Origin of the sequence: Oceanicola sp. 22II-s10i (genome assembly GCF_002210105.1) — a bacterium.
Taxonomy (GTDB): Bacteria; Pseudomonadota; Alphaproteobacteria; order Rhodobacterales; family Rhodobacteraceae; genus Pseudooceanicola.
The window spans coordinates 377,145-394,154 of sequence record NZ_AQQU01000002.1; the positions used below are offsets into that span (position 1 = coordinate 377,145).

The 17,010-nt window shown below is 69.4% G+C and carries 23 protein-coding genes; 21 read left to right on the forward strand and 2 right to left on the reverse strand.

Translation table 11 applies throughout. The features are described from left to right. Window positions 1-37: 37 nt before the first annotated feature. On the reverse strand, window positions 38-901 hold the full coding sequence (locus ATO6_RS09835; RefSeq protein ID WP_088623814.1) for an MBL fold metallo-hydrolase: 864 nt from the start codon (window positions 899-901) through the stop codon (window positions 38-40). Between the two features lie 315 nt (window positions 902-1,216). On the opposite strand from ATO6_RS09835, the gene ATO6_RS09840 reads away from it, so the two are divergent. Beyond that, a complete protein-coding gene (locus ATO6_RS09840; protein ID WP_088623815.1) occupies window positions 1,217-1,426 on the forward strand; it encodes a hypothetical protein in 210 nt (69 codons plus the stop codon). Window positions 1,427-1,633: 207 nt separating this feature from the next. After that, window positions 1,634-3,649, forward strand: a complete 2,016-nt coding sequence (locus tag ATO6_RS09845) for an enoyl-CoA hydratase-related protein (RefSeq protein WP_176440876.1) — start codon at window positions 1,634-1,636, stop codon at window positions 3,647-3,649. A 12-nt stretch (window positions 3,650-3,661) separates the two neighbouring features. On the opposite strand, the gene ATO6_RS09850 is transcribed toward ATO6_RS09845, so the two are convergent. Further along, a complete protein-coding gene (locus tag ATO6_RS09850) occupies window positions 3,662-3,880 on the reverse strand; it encodes a hypothetical protein (RefSeq protein WP_088623817.1) in 219 nt (72 codons plus the stop codon). A 133-nt stretch (window positions 3,881-4,013) separates the two neighbouring features. On the opposite strand from ATO6_RS09850, the gene ATO6_RS09855 reads away from it, so the two are divergent. The 19 genes from ATO6_RS09855 to ATO6_RS09945 all read left to right on the forward strand — a co-directional run bounded on the left by ATO6_RS09855 (window position 4,014) and on the right by ATO6_RS09945 (window position 17,006). Beyond that, window positions 4,014-4,286, forward strand: a complete 273-nt coding sequence (locus ATO6_RS09855; protein WP_088623818.1) for a DUF2312 domain-containing protein — start codon at window positions 4,014-4,016, stop codon at window positions 4,284-4,286. Window positions 4,287-4,399: 113 nt separating this feature from the next. After that, a complete protein-coding gene (fabF, locus tag ATO6_RS09860) occupies window positions 4,400-5,659 on the forward strand; it encodes a beta-ketoacyl-ACP synthase II (RefSeq protein WP_088623819.1) in 1,260 nt (419 codons plus the stop codon). Then, complete coding sequence (gene mltG / locus ATO6_RS09865) at window positions 5,660-6,814, forward strand: endolytic transglycosylase MltG (RefSeq protein ID WP_088623820.1); 1,155 nt, start codon at window positions 5,660-5,662, stop codon at window positions 6,812-6,814. Between the two features lie 213 nt (window positions 6,815-7,027). Then, window positions 7,028-7,357 carry a hypothetical protein gene (locus ATO6_RS25045; RefSeq protein ID WP_088623821.1) on the forward strand — a complete coding sequence of 110 codons (330 nt, stop codon included), beginning with the start codon at window positions 7,028-7,030 and terminating at the stop codon, window positions 7,355-7,357. 31 nt (window positions 7,358-7,388) lie between these two features. Continuing rightward, on the forward strand, window positions 7,389-8,648 hold the full coding sequence (locus ATO6_RS09875) for a DNA-packaging protein (RefSeq protein ID WP_254919108.1): 1,260 nt from the start codon (window positions 7,389-7,391) through the stop codon (window positions 8,646-8,648). Window positions 8,649-8,796: 148 nt separating this feature from the next. Further along, on the forward strand, window positions 8,797-9,969 hold the full coding sequence (locus ATO6_RS09880; protein ID WP_088623823.1) for a phage portal protein: 1,173 nt from the start codon (window positions 8,797-8,799) through the stop codon (window positions 9,967-9,969). Further along, on the forward strand, window positions 9,962-10,201 hold the full coding sequence (locus ATO6_RS09885) for a hypothetical protein (protein WP_088623824.1): 240 nt from the start codon (window positions 9,962-9,964) through the stop codon (window positions 10,199-10,201). The genes ATO6_RS09880 and ATO6_RS09885 overlap by 8 nt, the downstream gene beginning before the upstream one ends. Before the next feature lie 13 nt (window positions 10,202-10,214). Next, window positions 10,215-10,757 carry an HK97 family phage prohead protease gene (locus tag ATO6_RS09890; RefSeq protein ID WP_088623825.1) on the forward strand — a complete coding sequence of 181 codons (543 nt, stop codon included), beginning with the start codon at window positions 10,215-10,217 and terminating at the stop codon, window positions 10,755-10,757. Between the two features lie 33 nt (window positions 10,758-10,790). Further along, window positions 10,791-11,978 carry a phage major capsid protein gene (locus ATO6_RS09895; protein WP_088623826.1) on the forward strand — a complete coding sequence of 396 codons (1,188 nt, stop codon included), beginning with the start codon at window positions 10,791-10,793 and terminating at the stop codon, window positions 11,976-11,978. 143 nt (window positions 11,979-12,121) lie between these two features. Then, a complete protein-coding gene (locus tag ATO6_RS09900) occupies window positions 12,122-12,712 on the forward strand; it encodes a head-tail connector protein (RefSeq protein WP_088623827.1) in 591 nt (196 codons plus the stop codon). After that, window positions 12,709-13,044 carry a head-tail adaptor protein gene (locus tag ATO6_RS09905; protein WP_088623828.1) on the forward strand — a complete coding sequence of 112 codons (336 nt, stop codon included), beginning with the start codon at window positions 12,709-12,711 and terminating at the stop codon, window positions 13,042-13,044. Before ATO6_RS09900 ends, ATO6_RS09905 begins: the two co-directional genes overlap by 4 nt. Continuing rightward, entirely contained in the window at window positions 13,041-13,451 is a 411-nt protein-coding gene (locus tag ATO6_RS09910; RefSeq protein ID WP_088623829.1) for a DUF3168 domain-containing protein, read from the forward strand. Before ATO6_RS09905 ends, ATO6_RS09910 begins: the two co-directional genes overlap by 4 nt. A gap of 23 nt (window positions 13,452-13,474) precedes the next feature. Continuing rightward, window positions 13,475-13,888 carry a phage major tail protein, TP901-1 family gene (locus tag ATO6_RS09915; protein ID WP_088623830.1) on the forward strand — a complete coding sequence of 138 codons (414 nt, stop codon included), beginning with the start codon at window positions 13,475-13,477 and terminating at the stop codon, window positions 13,886-13,888. Then, window positions 13,888-14,208, forward strand: a complete 321-nt coding sequence (locus tag ATO6_RS09920) for a gene transfer agent family protein (protein WP_088623831.1) — start codon at window positions 13,888-13,890, stop codon at window positions 14,206-14,208. The genes ATO6_RS09915 and ATO6_RS09920 overlap by 1 nt, the downstream gene beginning before the upstream one ends. Continuing rightward, window positions 14,205-14,402 (forward strand): rcc01693 family protein, encoded by a 198-nt coding sequence (locus ATO6_RS09925; RefSeq protein ID WP_088623832.1) that lies wholly within the window; start codon window positions 14,205-14,207, stop codon window positions 14,400-14,402. The genes ATO6_RS09920 and ATO6_RS09925 overlap by 4 nt, the downstream gene beginning before the upstream one ends. After that, window positions 14,395-15,054, forward strand: coding sequence for a phage tail tape measure protein (locus ATO6_RS09930; RefSeq protein WP_088623833.1), 660 nt, complete (start codon window positions 14,395-14,397; stop codon window positions 15,052-15,054). Before ATO6_RS09925 ends, ATO6_RS09930 begins: the two co-directional genes overlap by 8 nt. A gap of 10 nt (window positions 15,055-15,064) precedes the next feature. After that, window positions 15,065-15,697: a DUF2460 domain-containing protein gene (locus ATO6_RS09935; protein ID WP_088623834.1), complete on the forward strand. Its 633-nt coding sequence runs from the start codon at window positions 15,065-15,067 to the stop codon at window positions 15,695-15,697. Continuing rightward, entirely contained in the window at window positions 15,694-16,578 is an 885-nt protein-coding gene (locus ATO6_RS09940) for a DUF2163 domain-containing protein (RefSeq protein ID WP_088623835.1), read from the forward strand. Before ATO6_RS09935 ends, ATO6_RS09940 begins: the two co-directional genes overlap by 4 nt. Then, the gene (locus ATO6_RS09945; RefSeq protein WP_088623836.1) at window positions 16,575-17,006 is read left to right on the forward strand and encodes an NlpC/P60 family protein; all 432 of its coding nucleotides are present in this window, start codon (window positions 16,575-16,577) and stop codon (window positions 17,004-17,006) included. Before ATO6_RS09940 ends, ATO6_RS09945 begins: the two co-directional genes overlap by 4 nt. The last annotated feature ends 4 nt before the right edge of the window (window positions 17,007-17,010 follow it).

Genomic DNA, 17,010 nt, shown 5'->3' on the forward strand with positions numbered 1-17,010 from the left:
GGATCCGGCCGGGGCGGGGTGGCCCCGGCCGGATCGGTCAGAGTTTGTTCACGGGCACCTTGAGAAAGACGTTGCCCTGTTCGTCGGCCGGGGGCATCTGCCCCGCGCGCATGTTCACCTGCAGCGAGGGGATGATCAGCTTGGGCATCGCCAGCGTCGCGTCACGTGCGTCGCGCATCTTGACGAAATCCTCGGCCGACTTGCCCGCGCCGACATGCACGTTCAGCGCCTTCTGCTCGCCGACGGTGGTTTCCCAGGCGTATTCGTCGCGGCCCGGCGCCTTGTAGTCGTGGCCGACGAAGATGCGCGTCTCGTCCGGGAGGGCGAGGATCTTCTGGATCGAGTTGTAGAGCGTCTGCGAGGAGCCGCCGGGGAAGTCGCAGCGGGCGGTGCCGAAATCGGGCATGAACAGCGTGTCGCCCACAAAGGCCGCGTCGCCGATGACATAGGTCAGGCAGGCAGGGGTGTGGCCGGGGGTGTGCAGCACGTCGCCGCGCAGCTGGCCGATGTGAAAGCTGTCGCCCTCGACGAACAGGCGGTCGAACTGCGATCCGTCGCGCTGGAACTCGGTGCCTTCGTTGAAGACCTTGCCGAAGGTGTCCTGCACGATGCGGATGTTGTCGCCGATCCCGATCTTGCCGCCGACCTTGTCCTGGATGTAGGGCGCGGCCGAGAGGTGGTCGGCGTGGACATGGCTTTCCAGCAGCCACTGCACGTCGAGCCCGTTGTCCCGCACGAACTTGATGATCGCATCGGCCGACCGGGTGTCGGTGCGGCCCGAGGCATAGTCGAAGTCCAGCACGGAATCGACCACGGCGCATGCGCTGCCCTGCGGGTCGCGCACCACGTAGGAAATCGTGTTGGTGGCTTCGTCGAAAAAGGCGGTGACATCAGGTTTCATGGCGATCCCTCGGTTTGTTGCTCAAGACATATATGATAAAGCGAATGTGTTGCAAGCTCTGTTTGCCAGTTACGGGGGCGATTGGCGCAAAGCTGCCCGTGCAGCGTGCACGCGTCGCGGAAAGCCGCGACAAAAGTGTGTCGTGCCCGATGCGTCGTTGTCCGAATCCCGCTCCGCGTGTAGTCAGATCACGGGGGCGTCATCGCCCGCTGGAGGAGCGGCGGCTTTCTGAGGAGGGGTCGTCGCTGTCAACGCACAGCGTAAACGCATGACCGGGCGGCGCAAGGGCGCCGGACCGGCAGGAGGAGCATTCCAATGACGGACCTTGAAACTAGGGCTGAGCATGTCGTTTCCGCAATCGCCGGGGCGCGTCCGGGCACGCGGCACCAGCATCTGTCCGACCTGCACCACGTGGTGAGCGAATTCGGCCTGCGTGGCAACGGCATCCCGCAGCACCTGCGCCAGTTGCAGGAAGAGCTGACGAACGAAGCCATCGAGGCGCAGTTCGACAACCTGCCGGTGTAATCCCATACCTTCCGCCGGGTCCGGCGTCGGCCAAGCGTTGCCTGCGCGACATAGTTCACGCTTTGGCAACAATGGTTTGGCGCGCTTGCGATTGTCCCGACGCTTGCGTCTGGTCTAGGCTGCGGCGATCCTGCCGGGTGGCGGGCAATGACAATCAGGGGGCCGGGTCGCATCCGGTGGGTGGATGCGGTTCGGCTGGGCAGCACAGTGGCAAGAACCGTCAGGATCCGCAGGGATGGCGCGGTCGCGGTGATCTCCGTCGACAATCCGCCGGTGAACATCCTATCGGCGCAGATGCGTCAGGCGCTCTTTGCCGCGCTCGGGCAGGCCGATGGCGATCCGGCGGTGCGGGCCGTGGTCCTTGGCACTGCTGCGGGCGGCTTTCCCGCCCAAGTCAATCCGCGCGAATATGATACCGGGCTGGCCGATCCCGCGCCCCGCGCGCTGGCCGACCGGATCGAGGGGATGGGCAAGCCCGTCGTGGCCCTGATCTCGGGTCATGTGGCGGGTGCGGGGGCTGAACTGGCGCTGGCCTGTCACGCGCGGGTGGCCGTCTCGGGATCCGAAATCGCGCTGCGCGAGGCTCTGATCGGCCTCTGTCCCTCGGCGGGGGCCACGCAGCGCCTGCCGCGCCTCGTCGGGGCCGGGCCCGCGGTCGACATGCTGATCGGCGGTCGTGTCCACGCGGTGGACTCCGACACGGCGGAGGGGCTGTTCGACCGGATCCTGCCTGCGGAAATGGCCGAGGCGGCGGCGCATGCGCTGGCATCGGAGCTTGCGCAGGGGGACGACTGGGTCCGGACCTGCGACCGCACGGACGGGTTCGGGGACCTGTCCGCCTATCAGGCGGTGCTGACCGCGCGCCGCAAGCTCGTCCCGCCGGGCGGCGGTGCGGCGGAACGGGCGATCCTGCAGGCGTTGGAGGCCGCGCCGCTGTTCCCCTATGCCTCGGGCGCGGCGCTCGAGGCGGATTTGTTCGACGAACTGCTGACTAGCGAACGTTCACGCGGGCTGCGCCATGCCCTGGTGGCGGAAACCCGTGTCAATTCAGGCATCTCCGGGCCGCAGGTCAGCCGGGTCGGGCTACGCGGCACAGGGCTCGGCTCGGCACGTCTGGTGGCGCAACTGGTGCAGAGCGGTGCGGGCGTCATCCTGTTCGAACCGGACGCGGCGGTCCGGTCGCGGTTCTGCGAGGTGGTCCGGGACACGATCGCACAACGCCCTGCGGTGCCGGGGGCGGATCCCGACCGGGCGATGCAGAACCTCGCCGCCTCGGGCGACGAGGCCGCGCTGCGCGAGGCCGAAGTCCTGTTCGACCTGTCGGCGGATGCCGAGGACACCAAGCGTGCCGCGCTGGCCGCCCTGTCCGGCCTGGCCGGGGAAGGGGCGGTGGTGCTGAGCACGACGCGCCACCTGGACGTGGCCGCGCTGGCCCCCGAGGCGCTGGCGCCGCGGGTGCTTGGGCTGCATCTGCCGAGCCGGCCCTGGCCGGTGCACCTGGCCGAGCTGGCCGTGCGGGACGACACCGAGCGTGCGGCGGGGCAGCGGGCGCGCCAGATGATGGCGCAGATCGGGCGCTTTGCCATCCGCACCAAGCCCTCGGACGGGATGGTGGGCATGGCGATGGCCGGCGCGCTGTTCGACGCGGCGGACGAGCTGGTGCGTTTGGGGGCGGAGCCCGAGGCCATCGACGCGGCGCTGAAGCGTCGCGGGATGGGGCGTGGCGTCTACCGGCTGCTCGGCGACATGGATGCCGATGCGCATGCGGCGCGGCAGGACCGGCGCGGGCGGCAGGACGGACTGTCCAGCCTGATCGCGCGGGCCGGGCTGAAGCCGGGGCAGGGCGCGGACCACGAGACCGAGGCGGCGGCGCTGGCCAGCCTCGTGACCGAGGCGCGCGGCGGCGAGGCGCCGGTCGGGCACCCCTGGTCGGGCGAGGAAATCTGGACCTCGATCCTGGCCGCCATGGTGAACGAGGGCGCGCGCCTGCTGGACGCCAAGGTGGCGGCGCGGCCGCTGGCGATAGACGTGGCGATGGTGCACGGCTACATGTTCCCGCGCACCCTCGGCGGGCCGATGAACGCGGCGGACATGATGGGGCTGTTCACGCTGGTGCGGGCGATGAAGGCATTGGCCCCGGTCGCCCCCGACCTGTGGTCGCCGCATCCGCTGGTGGTGCAGCTGCAGAAGGACGGGCGGAGTTTCGCGGACCTGAACGGCTGAGGCGGTCGCGGCTCAGCCGCCGAGGAAGATCCCGAGGATCACCAGCATCAGCCCGATCACCGACAGGAACAGGGCGCCGAGGTTCAGCGGCAGGACCTTCTGCACGGCGGCGCGCAGGGCCTCGTCGCTCAGGCCCGCACGGCGGGCGCGGTTGACCCTGACGATCGACAGGACGAGCCCGCAGAGCCCGATGAGCGAGATCGCGGCGCCGATCCAGACGAGAATTTCCATGGCATCCTTCCTGTCGCTGCCTGCCTCGCCCGCGCCTAAGCGAAAATGCGCGCCGCGTCCAGCGCGTGAGGCTTGCGGCACGGCGGGCCTGCGGGTAGGGGAAAGACCCTGAGCAGCACGGCAGGAGAGTGACATGCAGGACGATGTGATCGAGAGCGCTGGCGAAGCGAATTACCGCGTGACGGCGAACGAGCTGCGGCAGTTCATCGAGCGGGTCGAACGTCTGGAGGCCGAGAAGAAGGACCTTGGCGAGCAGGTCAAGGAGGTCATGGCCGAGGCGAAGGCGCGCGGCTACGACACCAAGGTCATGCGCAAGGTCATCGCGCTGCGCAAGCGCGACAAGGACGACATCGCCGAGGAAGAGGCGGTGCTGGAGATGTACAAGGAAGCGCTCGGGATGTCCTGAGCGCCGTTTGGCGTTGCCTTTCCCGTGATGTGGCGTCAGGGGCTGCGGTCTTGCCCCGGTGTCGCAATGCGCGGTATGAGCAGTTTCGATAAAGGCCGGGGAGAGGGCAGAACATGCGTCGTGTGGTCGTAACTGGGCTGGGGATGGTATCTCCGCTGGCCAACGGGGTCGAGGAAACCTGGTCGCGTCTGCTGGCCGGGCAATCCGGGGCGGGGACAATCAGCCGGTTCGATGCGAGCCACCTGGCGACCGACTACGCCTGCGAGATCCCCTATGGCGACGGCACCGGCGGCACCTTCAATCCCGACGACTGGATGGAGCCGAAGGAGCGCCGGAAGGTCGACGATTTCATCCTCTACGGCATGGCCGCCGCCATTCAGGCCGTGCATGACGCCGGTATCGCCGATCTGAGCGAGGCCGAGAAGCTGCGCGTCGGCACGATGATCGGGTCGGGGATCGGTGGTCTGAACTCCATCGCCGACACCGCCGTGCTGATCAAGGAGCGCGGGCCGCGCCGGGTCAGCCCGTTCTTCATTCCGGGCGCGCTGATCAACCTGATCTCGGGTCAGGTGCAGATCCGGTTCGGGTTCAAGGGGCCGAACCATGCACCCGTGACCGCCTGTTCGACCGGCGCGCATGCGATTGGCGATGGCGCGCGGATGATCCAGTGGGACGATGCGGATATCGTCGTCGCGGGCGGGGCCGAGGCCAGCATCAGCGAGATCGGGATCGCCGGGTTCAACGCCTGCAAGGCGCTGTCGACCAAGCGCAAGGACGATCCGACCAAGGCCAGCCGTCCCTATGACGCGGACCGTGACGGTTTCGTCATGGGCGAGGGCGCGGGCATCGTCGTGCTGGAGGAATACGAGCACGCCAAGGCGCGCGGGGCCAAGATCTATGGCGAGTACCTTGGCTATGGCATGTCGGGCGACGCCTATCACATCACCGCGCCGTCCGAGGATGGCGACGGGGCGTTCCGGTCGATGACGGCGGCGCTGCAGCGCGCCGGTATCTCGGCGGGCGAGATCGACTACATCAACGCGCATGGCACCTCGACCATGGCCGACGTGATCGAGCTGGGCGCGGTGGAGCGTCTGCTGGGCGAGGCAGCGGGCGCGGCGACCATGTCGTCGACCAAATCGGCCACCGGGCACCTGCTGGGCGCTGCGGGCGCGATCGAGGCGATCTTCTCGATCCTCGCGATCCGCGATCAGGTGGCGCCGCCGACCATCAACCTCGACAATCCGGCGGTCGAGACCAAGCTGAACCTTGCCCCGAACGCCAAGCAGGAGCGCAAGATCGACATCGCGCTGTCCAACAGCTTTGGTTTCGGTGGCACCAACGCGAGCCTCGTGTTCGGGAAAGTCCGGTAGATGTGGCGGGCAATTGCCTCCAACGCCCTGACCATGCTGATCGTCGCCGTCTTTCTGATGGGCGGCGTCATCATCTGGGGGCAGAATGAATACCGCGCCGAGGGGCCGCTGAGCGAGGCGATCTGCCTGCGGGTTCCGAGCGGATCGAACATGTCGCGCGTCAGCGCAGACCTGGAAGGCCAGGGCGCGATCAAGAATGGCATGATCTTTCGCCTCGGGGCCGATTACACCGAGAAGACCGGTCAGCTGAAGGCCGGGGCCTTCCTGATCCCCGCCGGTGCGACGATGGAAGAGATCGTCGATATCGTCACGCGGGGCGGGGCCAGCACCTGCGGGACCGAGATCGTCTATCGCATCGGCGTGACGCGGTCGCTGCTTGAGGTCCGCGAGCTCGATCCGGCGACGAACCAGTTCACCGAGACGGTCGAATTCAACCCGGCCGAGGCCGAGGCGCCTGCGGAATACACCGCCGTGCGCGAGGATCCGAACACGCGGTTCCGGATCTCGGTGGCCGAGGGCGTGACCAGCTGGCAGATCGTGGATTCGCTCAAGCGGTTCGACGTGATGACGGGCGAGGTGGCCGAGGTTCCCGCCGAGGGGATGCTCGCGCCGGACAGCTACGAGGTCAGCGACGGGGCCGACCGGGGCGAGTTGCTGGCCCGAATGGAGGCCGCGCAGGAGGCGCTGCTGATCGGGTCGTGGGAGGCGCGCGCCGCGGGGATCCCGATAGCGACGCCTGAAGAGGCGCTGATTCTGGCCTCGATCATCGAGAAGGAGACCGGGGTCGCGGAGGAGCGGGGCATCGTGGCCAGCGTCTTCGTCAACCGCCTGCATCGCGGGATGCGGTTGCAGACGGACCCGACGGTGATCTACGGCATCACCAAGGGTCAGGGCGTGCTGGGGCGCGGGCTGCGGCAGAGTGAGCTTCGGGCGGAAACGCCTTACAATACCTATGTTATTCCGGGGCTGCCCCCGACGCCGATCGCCAATCCGGGCCGTGCGAGCCTTGAGGCGGCGGTCAATCCGCCGGAGACGGATTACCTCTACTTCGTGGCCGATGGCACGGGCGGTCACGCCTTTGCCCGGACGCTGGAAGAGCACAACGAGAACGTCGCGAAGTGGCGGCGGATCGAGGCGGAACGCGCCAACCAGTGAGGCTCGTGCGCCGGCCTGGAAGTTAAGAAAGTGTAAATAATACGGGCGCTTGGCGGCGCCCGTTAACTTTGATTTCCTTGACTTTGCGAACGGTCCGAAGTAGGACTTGTGGCACGCTGGAGGAAATGGGCAACGGCCCGGGGTTCGCACCCCGAGGCCGTTTTTTCGTTTTCGTCGCCGGGGGGCAGACCAGCGCAAAGGGGGCGTGAGTGGATGAGTGCAAGTGAACTGGCGAAGGAAGAGGAGCGGCTCGGTTGGGAGGTCGAGACGGTCCGGCTTCAGCTGCAGGACCTGATGGTCGAAATGCGCGGACTTCAGGACCGCGCGCGGGACGGGGACGTCGGAGCGCCGAAAGAGGCGCTGGCGACGGTCCGGAGCGTGCGCGAGTTCCTGGGGAAGGCGGGCGATGTGGAGGCGAAACTTCATGACTTCAAACGACGGCAAGGCGGAGGCGAGGGACAGTATGTCCTCGACCTCGACGGGGCACGGGCTTCGATCCGGTGCAGGCTGGATCGCCTCCGCCGATGTCAGCATTCAGGATGAGTTCCTGAACGGGCTGGATGAGGGAGAGCTTATGGCTCTCCCTTTTTTGTTCGAGTTCTGGGCGCTGGATCACCAGCTGCCGCCCGAGGGCGACTGGCGGGCCTGGGTGATCCTGGGCGGACGCGGTGCGGGCAAGACGCGTGCCGGGGCCGAGTGGGTGCGGGCGCAGGTGGAGGGCGCGCGGCCGGGCGATCCGGGGCGGTGCAGGCGGCTGGCGCTGGTGGCGGAGACGATCGAGCAGGCGCGCGACGTGATGGTGTTCGGCGAGAGCGGGATCATCGCCTGTTCGCCGCCGGACCGGCGTCCGGAGTGGGAGAGCGTGCGCAAGCGGCTGGTCTGGCCGAACGGGGCGGAGGCGCGGGTGTTCTCGGCGCATGATCCCGAGAGCCTGCGCGGGCCGCAGTTCGACGGGGCATGGGTGGACGAGCTGGCGAAGTGGCGGCGGGGGCAGGATGCCTGGGACATGCTGCAGTTCGCGCTGCGTCTGGGGGAGGAGCCGCGGGTTTGCGTCACGACGACGCCGCGGAACGTGCGGGTGCTGAAGACGCTGCTGGATGCGCCGTCGACGGCGGTGACCCATGCACCGACCGAGGCGAACCGGGCGAACCTGGCGGAGTCGTTCCTGGCCGAGGTCCGGGCGCGCTACGAGGGGACGCGGCTGGGGCGGCAGGAGCTGGACGGGCTGCTGCTGGAGGATTCCGAGGGGGCGATGTGGACGGCGGCGGGGCTTGAGCGTGCCTGCGTCGACATCGTGCCGGAACTGGACCGCGTGGTTGTGGCGGTCGATCCGCCGGTCACGGGGCACAAGGGGTCGGACGAATGCGGGATCGTCGTGGCGGGCGTGACGATGCGCGGGGATGTGCGGAACTGGCGGGCCTATGTGCTGGAGGATGCGAGCCTCGGGGCCGCGACGCCGTCGAAATGGGCGGAGGCGGCGATCGACGCGATGCGGCGGCACGGGGCCGAGCGGCTGGTGGCGGAGGTGAACCAGGGCGGCGATCTGGTCGAGAGCGTGGTGCGGCAGGTCGATCCGGTGGTGCCGTTCCGCAAGGTCCATGCCTCGCGCGGGAAGGCGGCGCGGGCGGAGCCGGTGGCGGCGCTCTACGAACAGGGGCGGGTGTTCCATGCGCGGGGGCTGGGCGCGCTGGAGGAGCAGATGTGCGCCATGGCGGTCGGCGGCTATCAGGGCAAGGGGTCGCCCGACCGGCTGGATGCGCTGGTCTGGGCGCTGCATGAGCTGATGATCGTGCCCGGCGGGAACTGGATGCAGCCGCGGGTGCGGGCGCTGTGAGGCGCGCGCAACGGGCACCGTGCGGTGGTCGAGGAGCTTTTTAATCGAATTTGGCGAAAACCTGTCTGCGCGCTTCGAAAGGGGCGTGGACGGAGGAACGGAGCGGCGGGCCAGAGTGCCCCCGCCCGGAACGGGTCAGGAGAAGCGGATGGGTGTCATCGACTATTTCCGGCGGGCCGAGGCTGCGGTGCCCGAGGTCAAGGCCAGCGCGACCGGCAAGGTGGCTTGGGCGGGCTCGGGGCGCGTGGCGTGGAGCCCGCGGGACGTCGCCACCCTGACCCGCACGGGATTCGCGGGCAACCCGGTGGGCTTCCGCGCGGTGAAGATGATCGCCGAGGCGGCGGCGGCCCTGCCGCTGGTGCTGCAGGACGCGCGGCAGCGGTTCGAGATGCATCCGGTGCTGGACCTGATGCGTGCGCCGAACCCGGCGCAGGGGCGGGCGGCGCTGTTCGAAGCGCTGTATGGCCAGCTGCTGTTGACCGGGAACGGGTACCTGGAGGCGGTCGGCGAAGAGGGTGTGCCGGAGGAGCTGCATGTGCTGCGGTCCGACCGGATGAGCCTGGTGCCCGGCGCGGATGGCTGGCCGGTGGCCTATGAATACGCGGTAGGCGGGCGGAAGCATCGGTTCGACGTGAGCGGCGGACGGGCGGTGGTCTGTCACCTGAAGAGCTTTCATCCGCAGGACGATCACTACGGGTTCAGCCCATTGCAGGCTGCGGCGCAGGCGCTGGACGTGCACAACGCGGCGTCGCGCTGGTCGAAGGCTTTGCTGGACAATGCGGCGCGGCCGTCGGGGGCGATTGTTTATCGCGGGCCGGAGGGGCAGTCGTCGATGACGACCGAGCAATACGACCGGCTGGTGAGCGAGATGGAGAGCCATCACCAGGGCGCCCGGAATGCCGGGCGGCCGATGCTGCTGGAGGGCGGGCTGGACTGGAAACCGATGGGGTTCAGCCCGTCGGACATGGAATTTCACAAGACCAAGGAGGCGGCGGCGCGCGAGATCGCGCTGGCCTTCGGAGTGCCGCCGATGCTGCTGGGGATACCGGGCGAGGCGACCTATGCGAATTACCAGGAGGCGCACCGGGCGTTCTATCGGCTGACCGTTTTGCCGCTGGTGGCGCGGGTGACGGCGGGGGTCGGGGAATGGCTGTCGGGCTTTGCGGGCGAGGTGCTGGAGCTGAAGCCCGACCTCGACCAGGTGCCGGCTCTGGCCGCCGAGCGGGATGCGCAGTGGTCGCGCGTCGCGGGTGCGGATTTCCTGAGCGCGCGGGAGAAGCGGGCGTTGCTGGGGCTGCCGGTGGAGGTGGCCGATGAGTGAGGAGCGGGGGCCGGGCGACTGGGTCGGGGCGTCCTTCGATTGCGCGCCGGGGCTGCGGCTGCAGGCGCATGAGCGGCTGAGCCGGGTGCAGATGGAGAGCCTCGGACGGCGGCTGGACAAGATCGAGGAGATGATCGAGCGGCTGGAGCGGCGGCTGTGGCTGACGGTCTACGGGGTCGTTGGCGTGATCCTGGCGCAGGCGTTCCAGTCGGTGCTGGAACAGGTGCCCTGAGGCGGAGGTGGTGATGGAACTGGAACGGAAATTCTGTGCGCTCGGCGACGGGCTGGCGGTGCGCGAGGGGCATGTGATCGAGGGCTATGCCTCGGTCTTCGGCGCGGCGGACCAGGGCGGCGATGTCGTGGGCAAGGGGGCCTACACGGTGTCGCTGGCGGCGCTGGCGGGGGCCGGGCGGCGGGTCAAGATGCTGTGGCAGCACGATCCGACGCAGCCCATCGGGGTCTGGGACGAGGTGCGCGAGGACGGGCGCGGTCTGTATGTGAAGGGCCGGGTGCTGGAGAGCGTGGGGCGCGGGCGCGAGGCGATCGCGTTGCTGGCCGCCGGGGCGATCGACGGGCTGTCGATCGGATACCGGACGAAGCGCGCGGTGAAGGATGACGGGGGCCGCAGGCTCCTGACCGAAGTGGAGCTCTGGGAGGTGTCGCTGGTGACCTTCCCGATGCTGCCGGATGCGCGGGTGGAGGCCAAGGGCGAGGACCCGGCGGCCGAGATCTGGCGCGAGATGGCCCGTGGGCTGCGCGCCCTGAGGCAGGAGAGCGCGGGGCGCTGAGGCCCGCGACAGACCCAACGAGGGGACAGTGCGATGACAAAGACCGAGAGCATTTCTCGGACCGGGGAGGCTGTGTCCCCCGACACCGGGAGCCGTGCCGCCGTGGCCGAGTTCATGCGGGAGTTCAAAGGCTTCCGCGACGACATTGATGACAGACTGAAGCAACAGGAAAACCGCATGACCATGCTTGACCGCACCGCTCGCCGGGCCGCGCGCCCGGTTCTCGCCTCGGCCGCCGAAGGCGAGGCCCCGCATCAGAAGGCCTTTGCCGCCTACCTGCGTTCCGGCGACGACGACGCCCTCCGCGGGCTGGAGCTGGAGGGCAAGGCGATGTCCACGGCCGTCGCTGCGGATGGCGGCTATCTGGTCGATCCCGAGACCTCGTCCACGATCAAGTCGGTGCTGTCCGGCGCCTCGTCGATCCGGCAGGTGGCGAACGTGGTGACGGTCGAGGCGACGGCCTACGACGTGCTGGTCGATCACACCGATGTCGGCTCTGGCTGGGCGGGCGAAAGCACCGTGTCGGACAGCGCGACGCCCTCGCTCGACCGGATTTCGATCCCGCTCTACGAGCTGTCGGCGCTGCCCAAGGTCAGCCAGCGGCTGCTGGACGACAGCGCCTTCGATATCGAGGCGTGGCTGGCGGGGCGGATCGCGGACAAGTTCTTGCGGGCCGAAGCGGCGGCCTTCGTCAACGGCAACGGGTCGGACAAGCCGACCGGGTTCCTGACCCATACCAAGATCGACAACGACAGCTGGGCCTGGGACAAGCTGGGCTATGTCGCGACGGGCACCGATGCGGGGTTCGACGATACCGAGCCGGGCGATGCGCTGGTCGACCTGGTCTACGCGCTCGGCGCGCGCTACCGGGCGAACGGGACCTTCGTGATGAATTCCAAGACCGCGGGCGCGGTGCGCAAGGTCAAGGACGGCGACGGGCGGTTCATGTGGACCGACACGCTGGCCGAGGGCGAGCCCGCGCGCCTGATGGGCTATCCGGTGCTGATCGCCGAGGACATGCCGGACATCGCGTCGGACAGCTATTCCATCGCCTTCGGTGACTTCGGCGCGGGCTACACGGTGGCCGAACGGCCCGACCTGCGCGTCCTGCGCGATCCGTTCAGCGCCAAGCCGCACGTGCTGTTCTACGCGACCAAGCGGGTCGGCGGGGACGTCAGCGATTTCGCCGCGATCAAGCTGCTGAAATTCGGCCTCGCGTAAGCGGTGTCGATGGGTCGGGCCGCGCGGGGCGCGGTCCGGTCCGGCGCGTGTCGCTGACAGGCGTTGTCCAGCTGCTCCCTCCGTCCGAGCAACGCGGGTGGCACGCGCCACCTTTGGGCGGGGCATAATGCCGAGGGTTCAAGATGTTGACTGAAGAAACCGAAGTGCCTCTGGCCGCGCTGCCCGTGGATGCGTTCAAGGCGCACCTGCGTCTGGGGACCGGGTTCGCCGGGGATGTGGTGCAGGACGAGGTTCTGGAAAGCTTCCTGCGCGCGGCCATCGCGGTGATCGAGGCGCGGACGGGCAAGGCGCTGTTCGAACGGGATTTCGCGTGGCGCGTGACGGCATGGCGCAGCCCGGTGGAACAGGTGCTGCCGGTGGCGCCGGTTTCCGCGGTGAGCGAGCTGCGGCGGGTGTCGGGCGAAGGGGCCGAGGCGGTGATCGCTGCCGACGCCTACCGGCTGGTGGTCGATACCTATGCGCCGCGGCTGACGGGCCGGGTGTTCATGCTGCCGACGATTCCGACCGGCGGGGCGATGGTGATCCGTTTCACCGCCGGGTTCGGGGCCGCATGGGACGACGTGCCGCCGGACCTGCGCCATGCGGTGATGCTGCTGGCGGCGCATTACTACGAATACCGCGGCGAGACGGTGCTGGACGAGGGCTGCATGCCGTTCGGGGTTTCTGCCCTGCTGGCGCGGTATCGGACGTTCCGGCTGGGGGCGGCGCAATGAGGCCACTGTTGAACCGGGAACTGGTGCTGGAGGCGCCGGTGCGTGTGGCCGATGGCGCGGGCGGGTTCAGCGAAAGCTGGGCGGCGCTCGGGACGCTCTGGGCCGAGGTGTCGGCGCGGACGGGGCGTGAGCGGGATGCGGGCGGCGTGGCGGTGGCGCAGACCGGCTACCGGATCGTGGTGCGCGGTGCGCCGGTCGGGGCGCCGTCGCGGCCGATGCCTGACCAGCGGTTCCGCGAGGGCGCGCGGGTGTTCCGCATCGAGGCGGTGGCGGAGCGGGATGGCGGCGGACGCTACCTGACCTGTTTTGCCCGCGAGGAGGCGCTGGCATGAGCTATGCTGTGTCGCCCGCCTTGCAGAAGGCGGTTTACGAGACCTTGGCCGGGGACGTGGCCTTGGGCGCTCTGGTCGGAACGGCGATCTTCGATGCGCCGCCCGTGGGCACGGTGCCGGAGACCTACGTGACGCTGGGGCCCGAGACTGTGCGGGACCGGTCGGACGGGTCGGGCGGCGGCGCGCTGCACGATCTGGCGGTGTCCGTCGTCACGGCGGCGGACGGGTTCCAGGCGGCCAAGGCGGTGGCCGTGGCGGTGAATGATGCGCTGGCGGCGGGTCTGCCCGCGCTCGACCGGGGGCGGCTGGTGCGGCTCGATTTCCTGAAGGCGCGCGCGCGGCGGGAAGAGGCGGGGCAGATCCGGCGGATCGACCTGAGTTTTCGCGCGCGGGTCGAAGACGACTGACATTCTGATCGAGGAGACACGACATGGCGGCCCAGAACGGCAAGGACCTGTTGATCAAGGTGGACATGACCGATGCCGGTCTGTTCGAAACCATCGCGGGGCTGCGCGCCTCTCGCATCTCGTTCAACGCCGAGAGCGTGGACGTGACCAGCCTGGAGAGCCAGGGCGGGTGGCGCGAACTGCTTGGCGGGGCCGGGGTGCGCTCGGCCACGATTTCCGGCGCGGGGGTGTTCAAGGACGCCGCCAGCGACGAGCGGGCGCGGCAGATATTCTTTGACGGCGCGACCCCGGATTTCCAGGTGGTGATCCCGGATTTCGGCGTGGTCGAGGGGCCGTTCCAGGTGACGGCGATCGAATATGCCGGCGCGCATGACGGCGAGGCGACCTACGAGCTGTCGATGGCCTCGGCCGGTGCGCTGAGCTTCACGGCGATCTGATGGCGAACCCCCTGACAGGCGAGGTGGCGCTGGTCATCGACGGCGAGCGACGGGTGCTGAAGCTGACGCTCGGTGCGCTGGCGGAACTGGAGGGCGCGATGGCGTCGGACAGCCTCGTCGCGCTGGTCGAGCGGTTCGAGGGCGGCGGGTTTTCGGTGCGCGATGTCATGGCGCTGATCGTCGCGGGGCTGCGCGGCGGCGGCTGGCAGGGGCGGGCCGAGGACCTGATCGCGGCGGAAATCGAGGGCGGCCCGATGGGGGCCGCGCGGGCGGCGGCGGAGTTGCTGGCGCGGGCCTTCGTGCTGCCGGGCGCGGCATGAGCCGGTTCGACTGGCCGGTGCTGATGGCCGCTGGGATGCGGGGGCTGCGGCTGACGCCCGAGGCGTTCTGGCGGCTGACGCCTGCGGAACTGCGGCTGATGCTGGGGGATGGCGCGGGCGGTGCGCCGCTGCGGCGGGCGGGGCTGGATGCGCTGCTGGCGGCCTATCCGGACAAGGAGTGCGGTGATGGATGAGATCGAGAGCCTCGACGAGCTGGAGGACCGGGCCGGTGCGCTGAACGCGACGCTGGGCGGGACGGTCGAGATGACGGCGGCCTTCGACGCGGAGTTGCGGCGGATGCGGGCGGCGATGGCCGAGACCGGCAAGGATGTCGCGACGCTGGAACGGGGCCTCAGCCGGGGGCTGCGGCGGGCGCTGGACGGTGTGGTCTTTGACGGGATGAAGCTGTCGGATGCCATGAGGGTCGTGGGGCAAAGCATTGCGAACACGGCCTATTCGGCGGCGGTCCGGCCGGTGACGGATCATTTCGGCGGGATGATCGCGCAGGGGATCGGGTCGGTCGTGCAGGGGGTGCTGCCGTTTGCGAACGGGGCGTCCTTCGCTCAGGGGCGCGTGATGCCGTTTGCCAATGGCGGGGTCGTGCGCGGGGCGACGATGTTCCCGATGCGCGGCGGCACCGGGTTGATGGGCGAGGCGGGGCCCGAGGCGATCATGCCGCTGACGCGGGGCGCGGACGGGCGGCTCGGGGTGCGCGCGCAGGGCGGCGCGCCGGTGAGCGTGGTGGTCAACGTGCAGACCCCGGATGTCGAGGGATTCCGCCGCTCGCAGAGCCAGATCGCGGCGCAGATGAGCCGCGCGATGACCCGCGGACAGCGCAACAGGTAGGAGCGGGCAAATGGCGTTTCACGAGGTGCGGTTTCCCGCGAGCCTGAGCTTCGGCTCGGTCGGCGGGCCGGAGCGGCGGACGGATGTGGTCACGCTCGCCAACGGGTTCGAGGAGCGGAACACGCCCTGGGCGCATTCGCGGCGGCGCTATGATGCCGGGGTCGCGATGCGGTCCCTCGACGATGTGGAGGCGCTGATCGCGTTCTTCGAGGCGCGGCAGGGGCAGCTCTACGGGTTCCGGTGGAAGGACTGGTCGGAGTTCAAGTCCTGCCGGGCGAGCCGCGAGGTGGCGTTCGGGGATCAGGTCATCGCGATCGGCGATGGCGTGCGGGACGCATTCCAGCTGGCGAAGCGCTATGCCTCGGGCGGGGCGGAATACCTGCGGCCCGTGCGCAAGCCGGTGGCGGGAACGGTCCGGCTGGGCGTTGGCGGGGACGCGTTGCAGGAGGGCGTGCACTACGCGGTCGATCCGGCGACGGGGCTGGTGACGCTGGCCGAGGTGCCGGCGGCGGGTGACGAGATCACGGCGGGGTTCGAGTGCGACGTGCCGGTGCGGTTCGACACGGACCGGATACAGGTGTCGGTCGCGTCGTTCCGCGCCGGCGAGGTGCCGAACGTGCCGGTTGTGGAGGTCAGGGTATGAGTTTCGACGCGGGGCTGAAGGCACATCTGGGGACCGGGGCGACGACCGTCTGCCACGCCTGGCGGCTGGAGCGGGCGGATGGCGTGGTGATGGGGTTCACCGATCACGACGTCGATCTCGGGTTCGACGGGCTGGTGTTCCGCGCGGGGTCGGGGCTGACGGCGCTGGCGTTGCAGCAGGGCACCGGGCTGGCGGTCGACAATTCCGAGGCCATCGGCGCGTTGAGCGATGCGGCGATCCGGGAGGCGGATATCGAGGCCGGGCGGTTCGACGGGGCCGTGCTGGTCGCGTGGCTGGTGAACTGGGCGAACGTGGACGAACGGCAGGTGGTGTTCCGGGGGACGCTGGGCGAGATCCGGCGGTCGGACGGGATGTTCCGGGCCGAGCTGCGCGGATTGACCGAGGCGCTGAACCAGCCTGTGGGGCGGGTCTATCAGCGGCCCTGTTCCGCGGTGCTGGGGGATGGTGCCTGCGGGGTCGATCTGGGGGCGCCGGGTTATCGGGCCGAGGTTGCCGTGGTGGCCGTGGAAGATCGGGCGGTGTTCCGGTTCGGGGCGCTGGACGGGTTCGACTTCGGTTGGTTCCAGCGCGGGCGGCTGGAGGTGCTGAGCGGGGCGGCTGCCGGGCTTTCGGGGGTCGTCAAGCGGGACGTGATCGAGGGCGGTGCACGGCGGATCGAGCTGTGGCAGCCGGTCCGGGCGGAGATCGTGGCGGGGGACATGGTGCGGCTGGAGGCTGGCTGCGACCGGCGTTTCGAGACCTGTCGGCTGAAGTTCGACAACGTGCTGAACTTCCAGGGTTTCCCGGACATTCCGGGCGAGGACTGGATCATGGCCTCGCCGCGGTCGGTCGGCGAGACCGGCGGGGGCAGCCGGAGATGAGCGCGGTGGTGGCGGCGGCGCGGGGCTGGATCGGGACGCCCTATGTGCATCAGGCCTCGGTCCGGGGGGCGGGGGCGGATTGCCTCGGCCTGCTGCGGGGCGTGTGGCGCGAGGTGCTGGGGGCGGAGCCGGAAACGGTGCCTGCCTATACGCGCGACTGGTCGGAGCCGGGTGGTGAGGAACGGTTGTGGGACGCGGCACTGCGGCATCTGGCGCGGAAGACGCTCGACGCGGAGGCGGAGGGCGACGTGCTGCTTTTCCGGATGCGGGAAGGGGCCGTGGCCAAGCATCTGGGGATTGCCGCGCAGGTCGGGGCGGGGGCGACCTTTCTGCATGCGTATAGCGGGCATGGCGTGGTCGAAAGCCCGCTGAGCGCGCCGTGGCGGCGGCGCATCGTGGCGCGGTTCGCGTTTCCGGGGATGGAGTAAGACT

Excerpts from the sequence above, each read along its gene's own strand:
- ATO6_RS09850 (WP_088623817.1), bottom strand. The coding sequence starts at position 3,880 with ATGGAAATTCTCGTCTGGATCGGCGCCGCGATCTCGCTCATCGGGCTC.
- ATO6_RS09905 (WP_088623828.1), top strand. The coding sequence starts at position 12,709 with ATGAGGCCACTGTTGAACCGGGAACTGGTGCTGGAGGCGCCGGTGCGT.
- ATO6_RS09900 (WP_088623827.1), top strand. The coding sequence starts at position 12,122 with ATGTTGACTGAAGAAACCGAAGTGCCTCTGGCCGCGCTGCCCGTGGAT.
- ATO6_RS09895 (WP_088623826.1), top strand. The coding sequence starts at position 10,791 with ATGACAAAGACCGAGAGCATTTCTCGGACCGGGGAGGCTGTGTCCCCC.
- ATO6_RS09935 (WP_088623834.1), top strand. The coding sequence starts at position 15,065 with ATGGCGTTTCACGAGGTGCGGTTTCCCGCGAGCCTGAGCTTCGGCTCG.
- ATO6_RS09835 (WP_088623814.1), bottom strand. The coding sequence starts at position 901 with ATGAAACCTGATGTCACCGCCTTTTTCGACGAAGCCACCAACACGATT.
- ATO6_RS09940 (WP_088623835.1), top strand. The coding sequence starts at position 15,694 with ATGAGTTTCGACGCGGGGCTGAAGGCACATCTGGGGACCGGGGCGACG.
- ATO6_RS09880 (WP_088623823.1), top strand. The coding sequence starts at position 8,797 with ATGGGTGTCATCGACTATTTCCGGCGGGCCGAGGCTGCGGTGCCCGAG.
- ATO6_RS09910 (WP_088623829.1), top strand. The coding sequence starts at position 13,041 with ATGAGCTATGCTGTGTCGCCCGCCTTGCAGAAGGCGGTTTACGAGACC.
- ATO6_RS09885 (WP_088623824.1), top strand. The coding sequence starts at position 9,962 with ATGAGTGAGGAGCGGGGGCCGGGCGACTGGGTCGGGGCGTCCTTCGAT.
- ATO6_RS09855 (WP_088623818.1), top strand. The coding sequence starts at position 4,014 with ATGCAGGACGATGTGATCGAGAGCGCTGGCGAAGCGAATTACCGCGTG.
- ATO6_RS09890 (WP_088623825.1), top strand. The coding sequence starts at position 10,215 with ATGGAACTGGAACGGAAATTCTGTGCGCTCGGCGACGGGCTGGCGGTG.
- ATO6_RS09925 (WP_088623832.1), top strand. The coding sequence starts at position 14,205 with ATGAGCCGGTTCGACTGGCCGGTGCTGATGGCCGCTGGGATGCGGGGG.
- ATO6_RS09930 (WP_088623833.1), top strand. The coding sequence starts at position 14,395 with ATGGATGAGATCGAGAGCCTCGACGAGCTGGAGGACCGGGCCGGTGCG.
- mltG (WP_088623820.1), top strand. The coding sequence starts at position 5,660 with ATGTGGCGGGCAATTGCCTCCAACGCCCTGACCATGCTGATCGTCGCC.
- ATO6_RS09840 (WP_088623815.1), top strand. The coding sequence starts at position 1,217 with ATGACGGACCTTGAAACTAGGGCTGAGCATGTCGTTTCCGCAATCGCC.
- ATO6_RS09915 (WP_088623830.1), top strand. The coding sequence starts at position 13,475 with ATGGCGGCCCAGAACGGCAAGGACCTGTTGATCAAGGTGGACATGACC.
- ATO6_RS09875 (WP_254919108.1), top strand. The coding sequence starts at position 7,389 with ATGGCTCTCCCTTTTTTGTTCGAGTTCTGGGCGCTGGATCACCAGCTG.
- ATO6_RS25045 (WP_088623821.1), top strand. The coding sequence starts at position 7,028 with ATGAGTGCAAGTGAACTGGCGAAGGAAGAGGAGCGGCTCGGTTGGGAG.
- ATO6_RS09920 (WP_088623831.1), top strand. The coding sequence starts at position 13,888 with ATGGCGAACCCCCTGACAGGCGAGGTGGCGCTGGTCATCGACGGCGAG.
- fabF (WP_088623819.1), top strand. The coding sequence starts at position 4,400 with ATGCGTCGTGTGGTCGTAACTGGGCTGGGGATGGTATCTCCGCTGGCC.
- ATO6_RS09945 (WP_088623836.1), top strand. The coding sequence starts at position 16,575 with ATGAGCGCGGTGGTGGCGGCGGCGCGGGGCTGGATCGGGACGCCCTAT.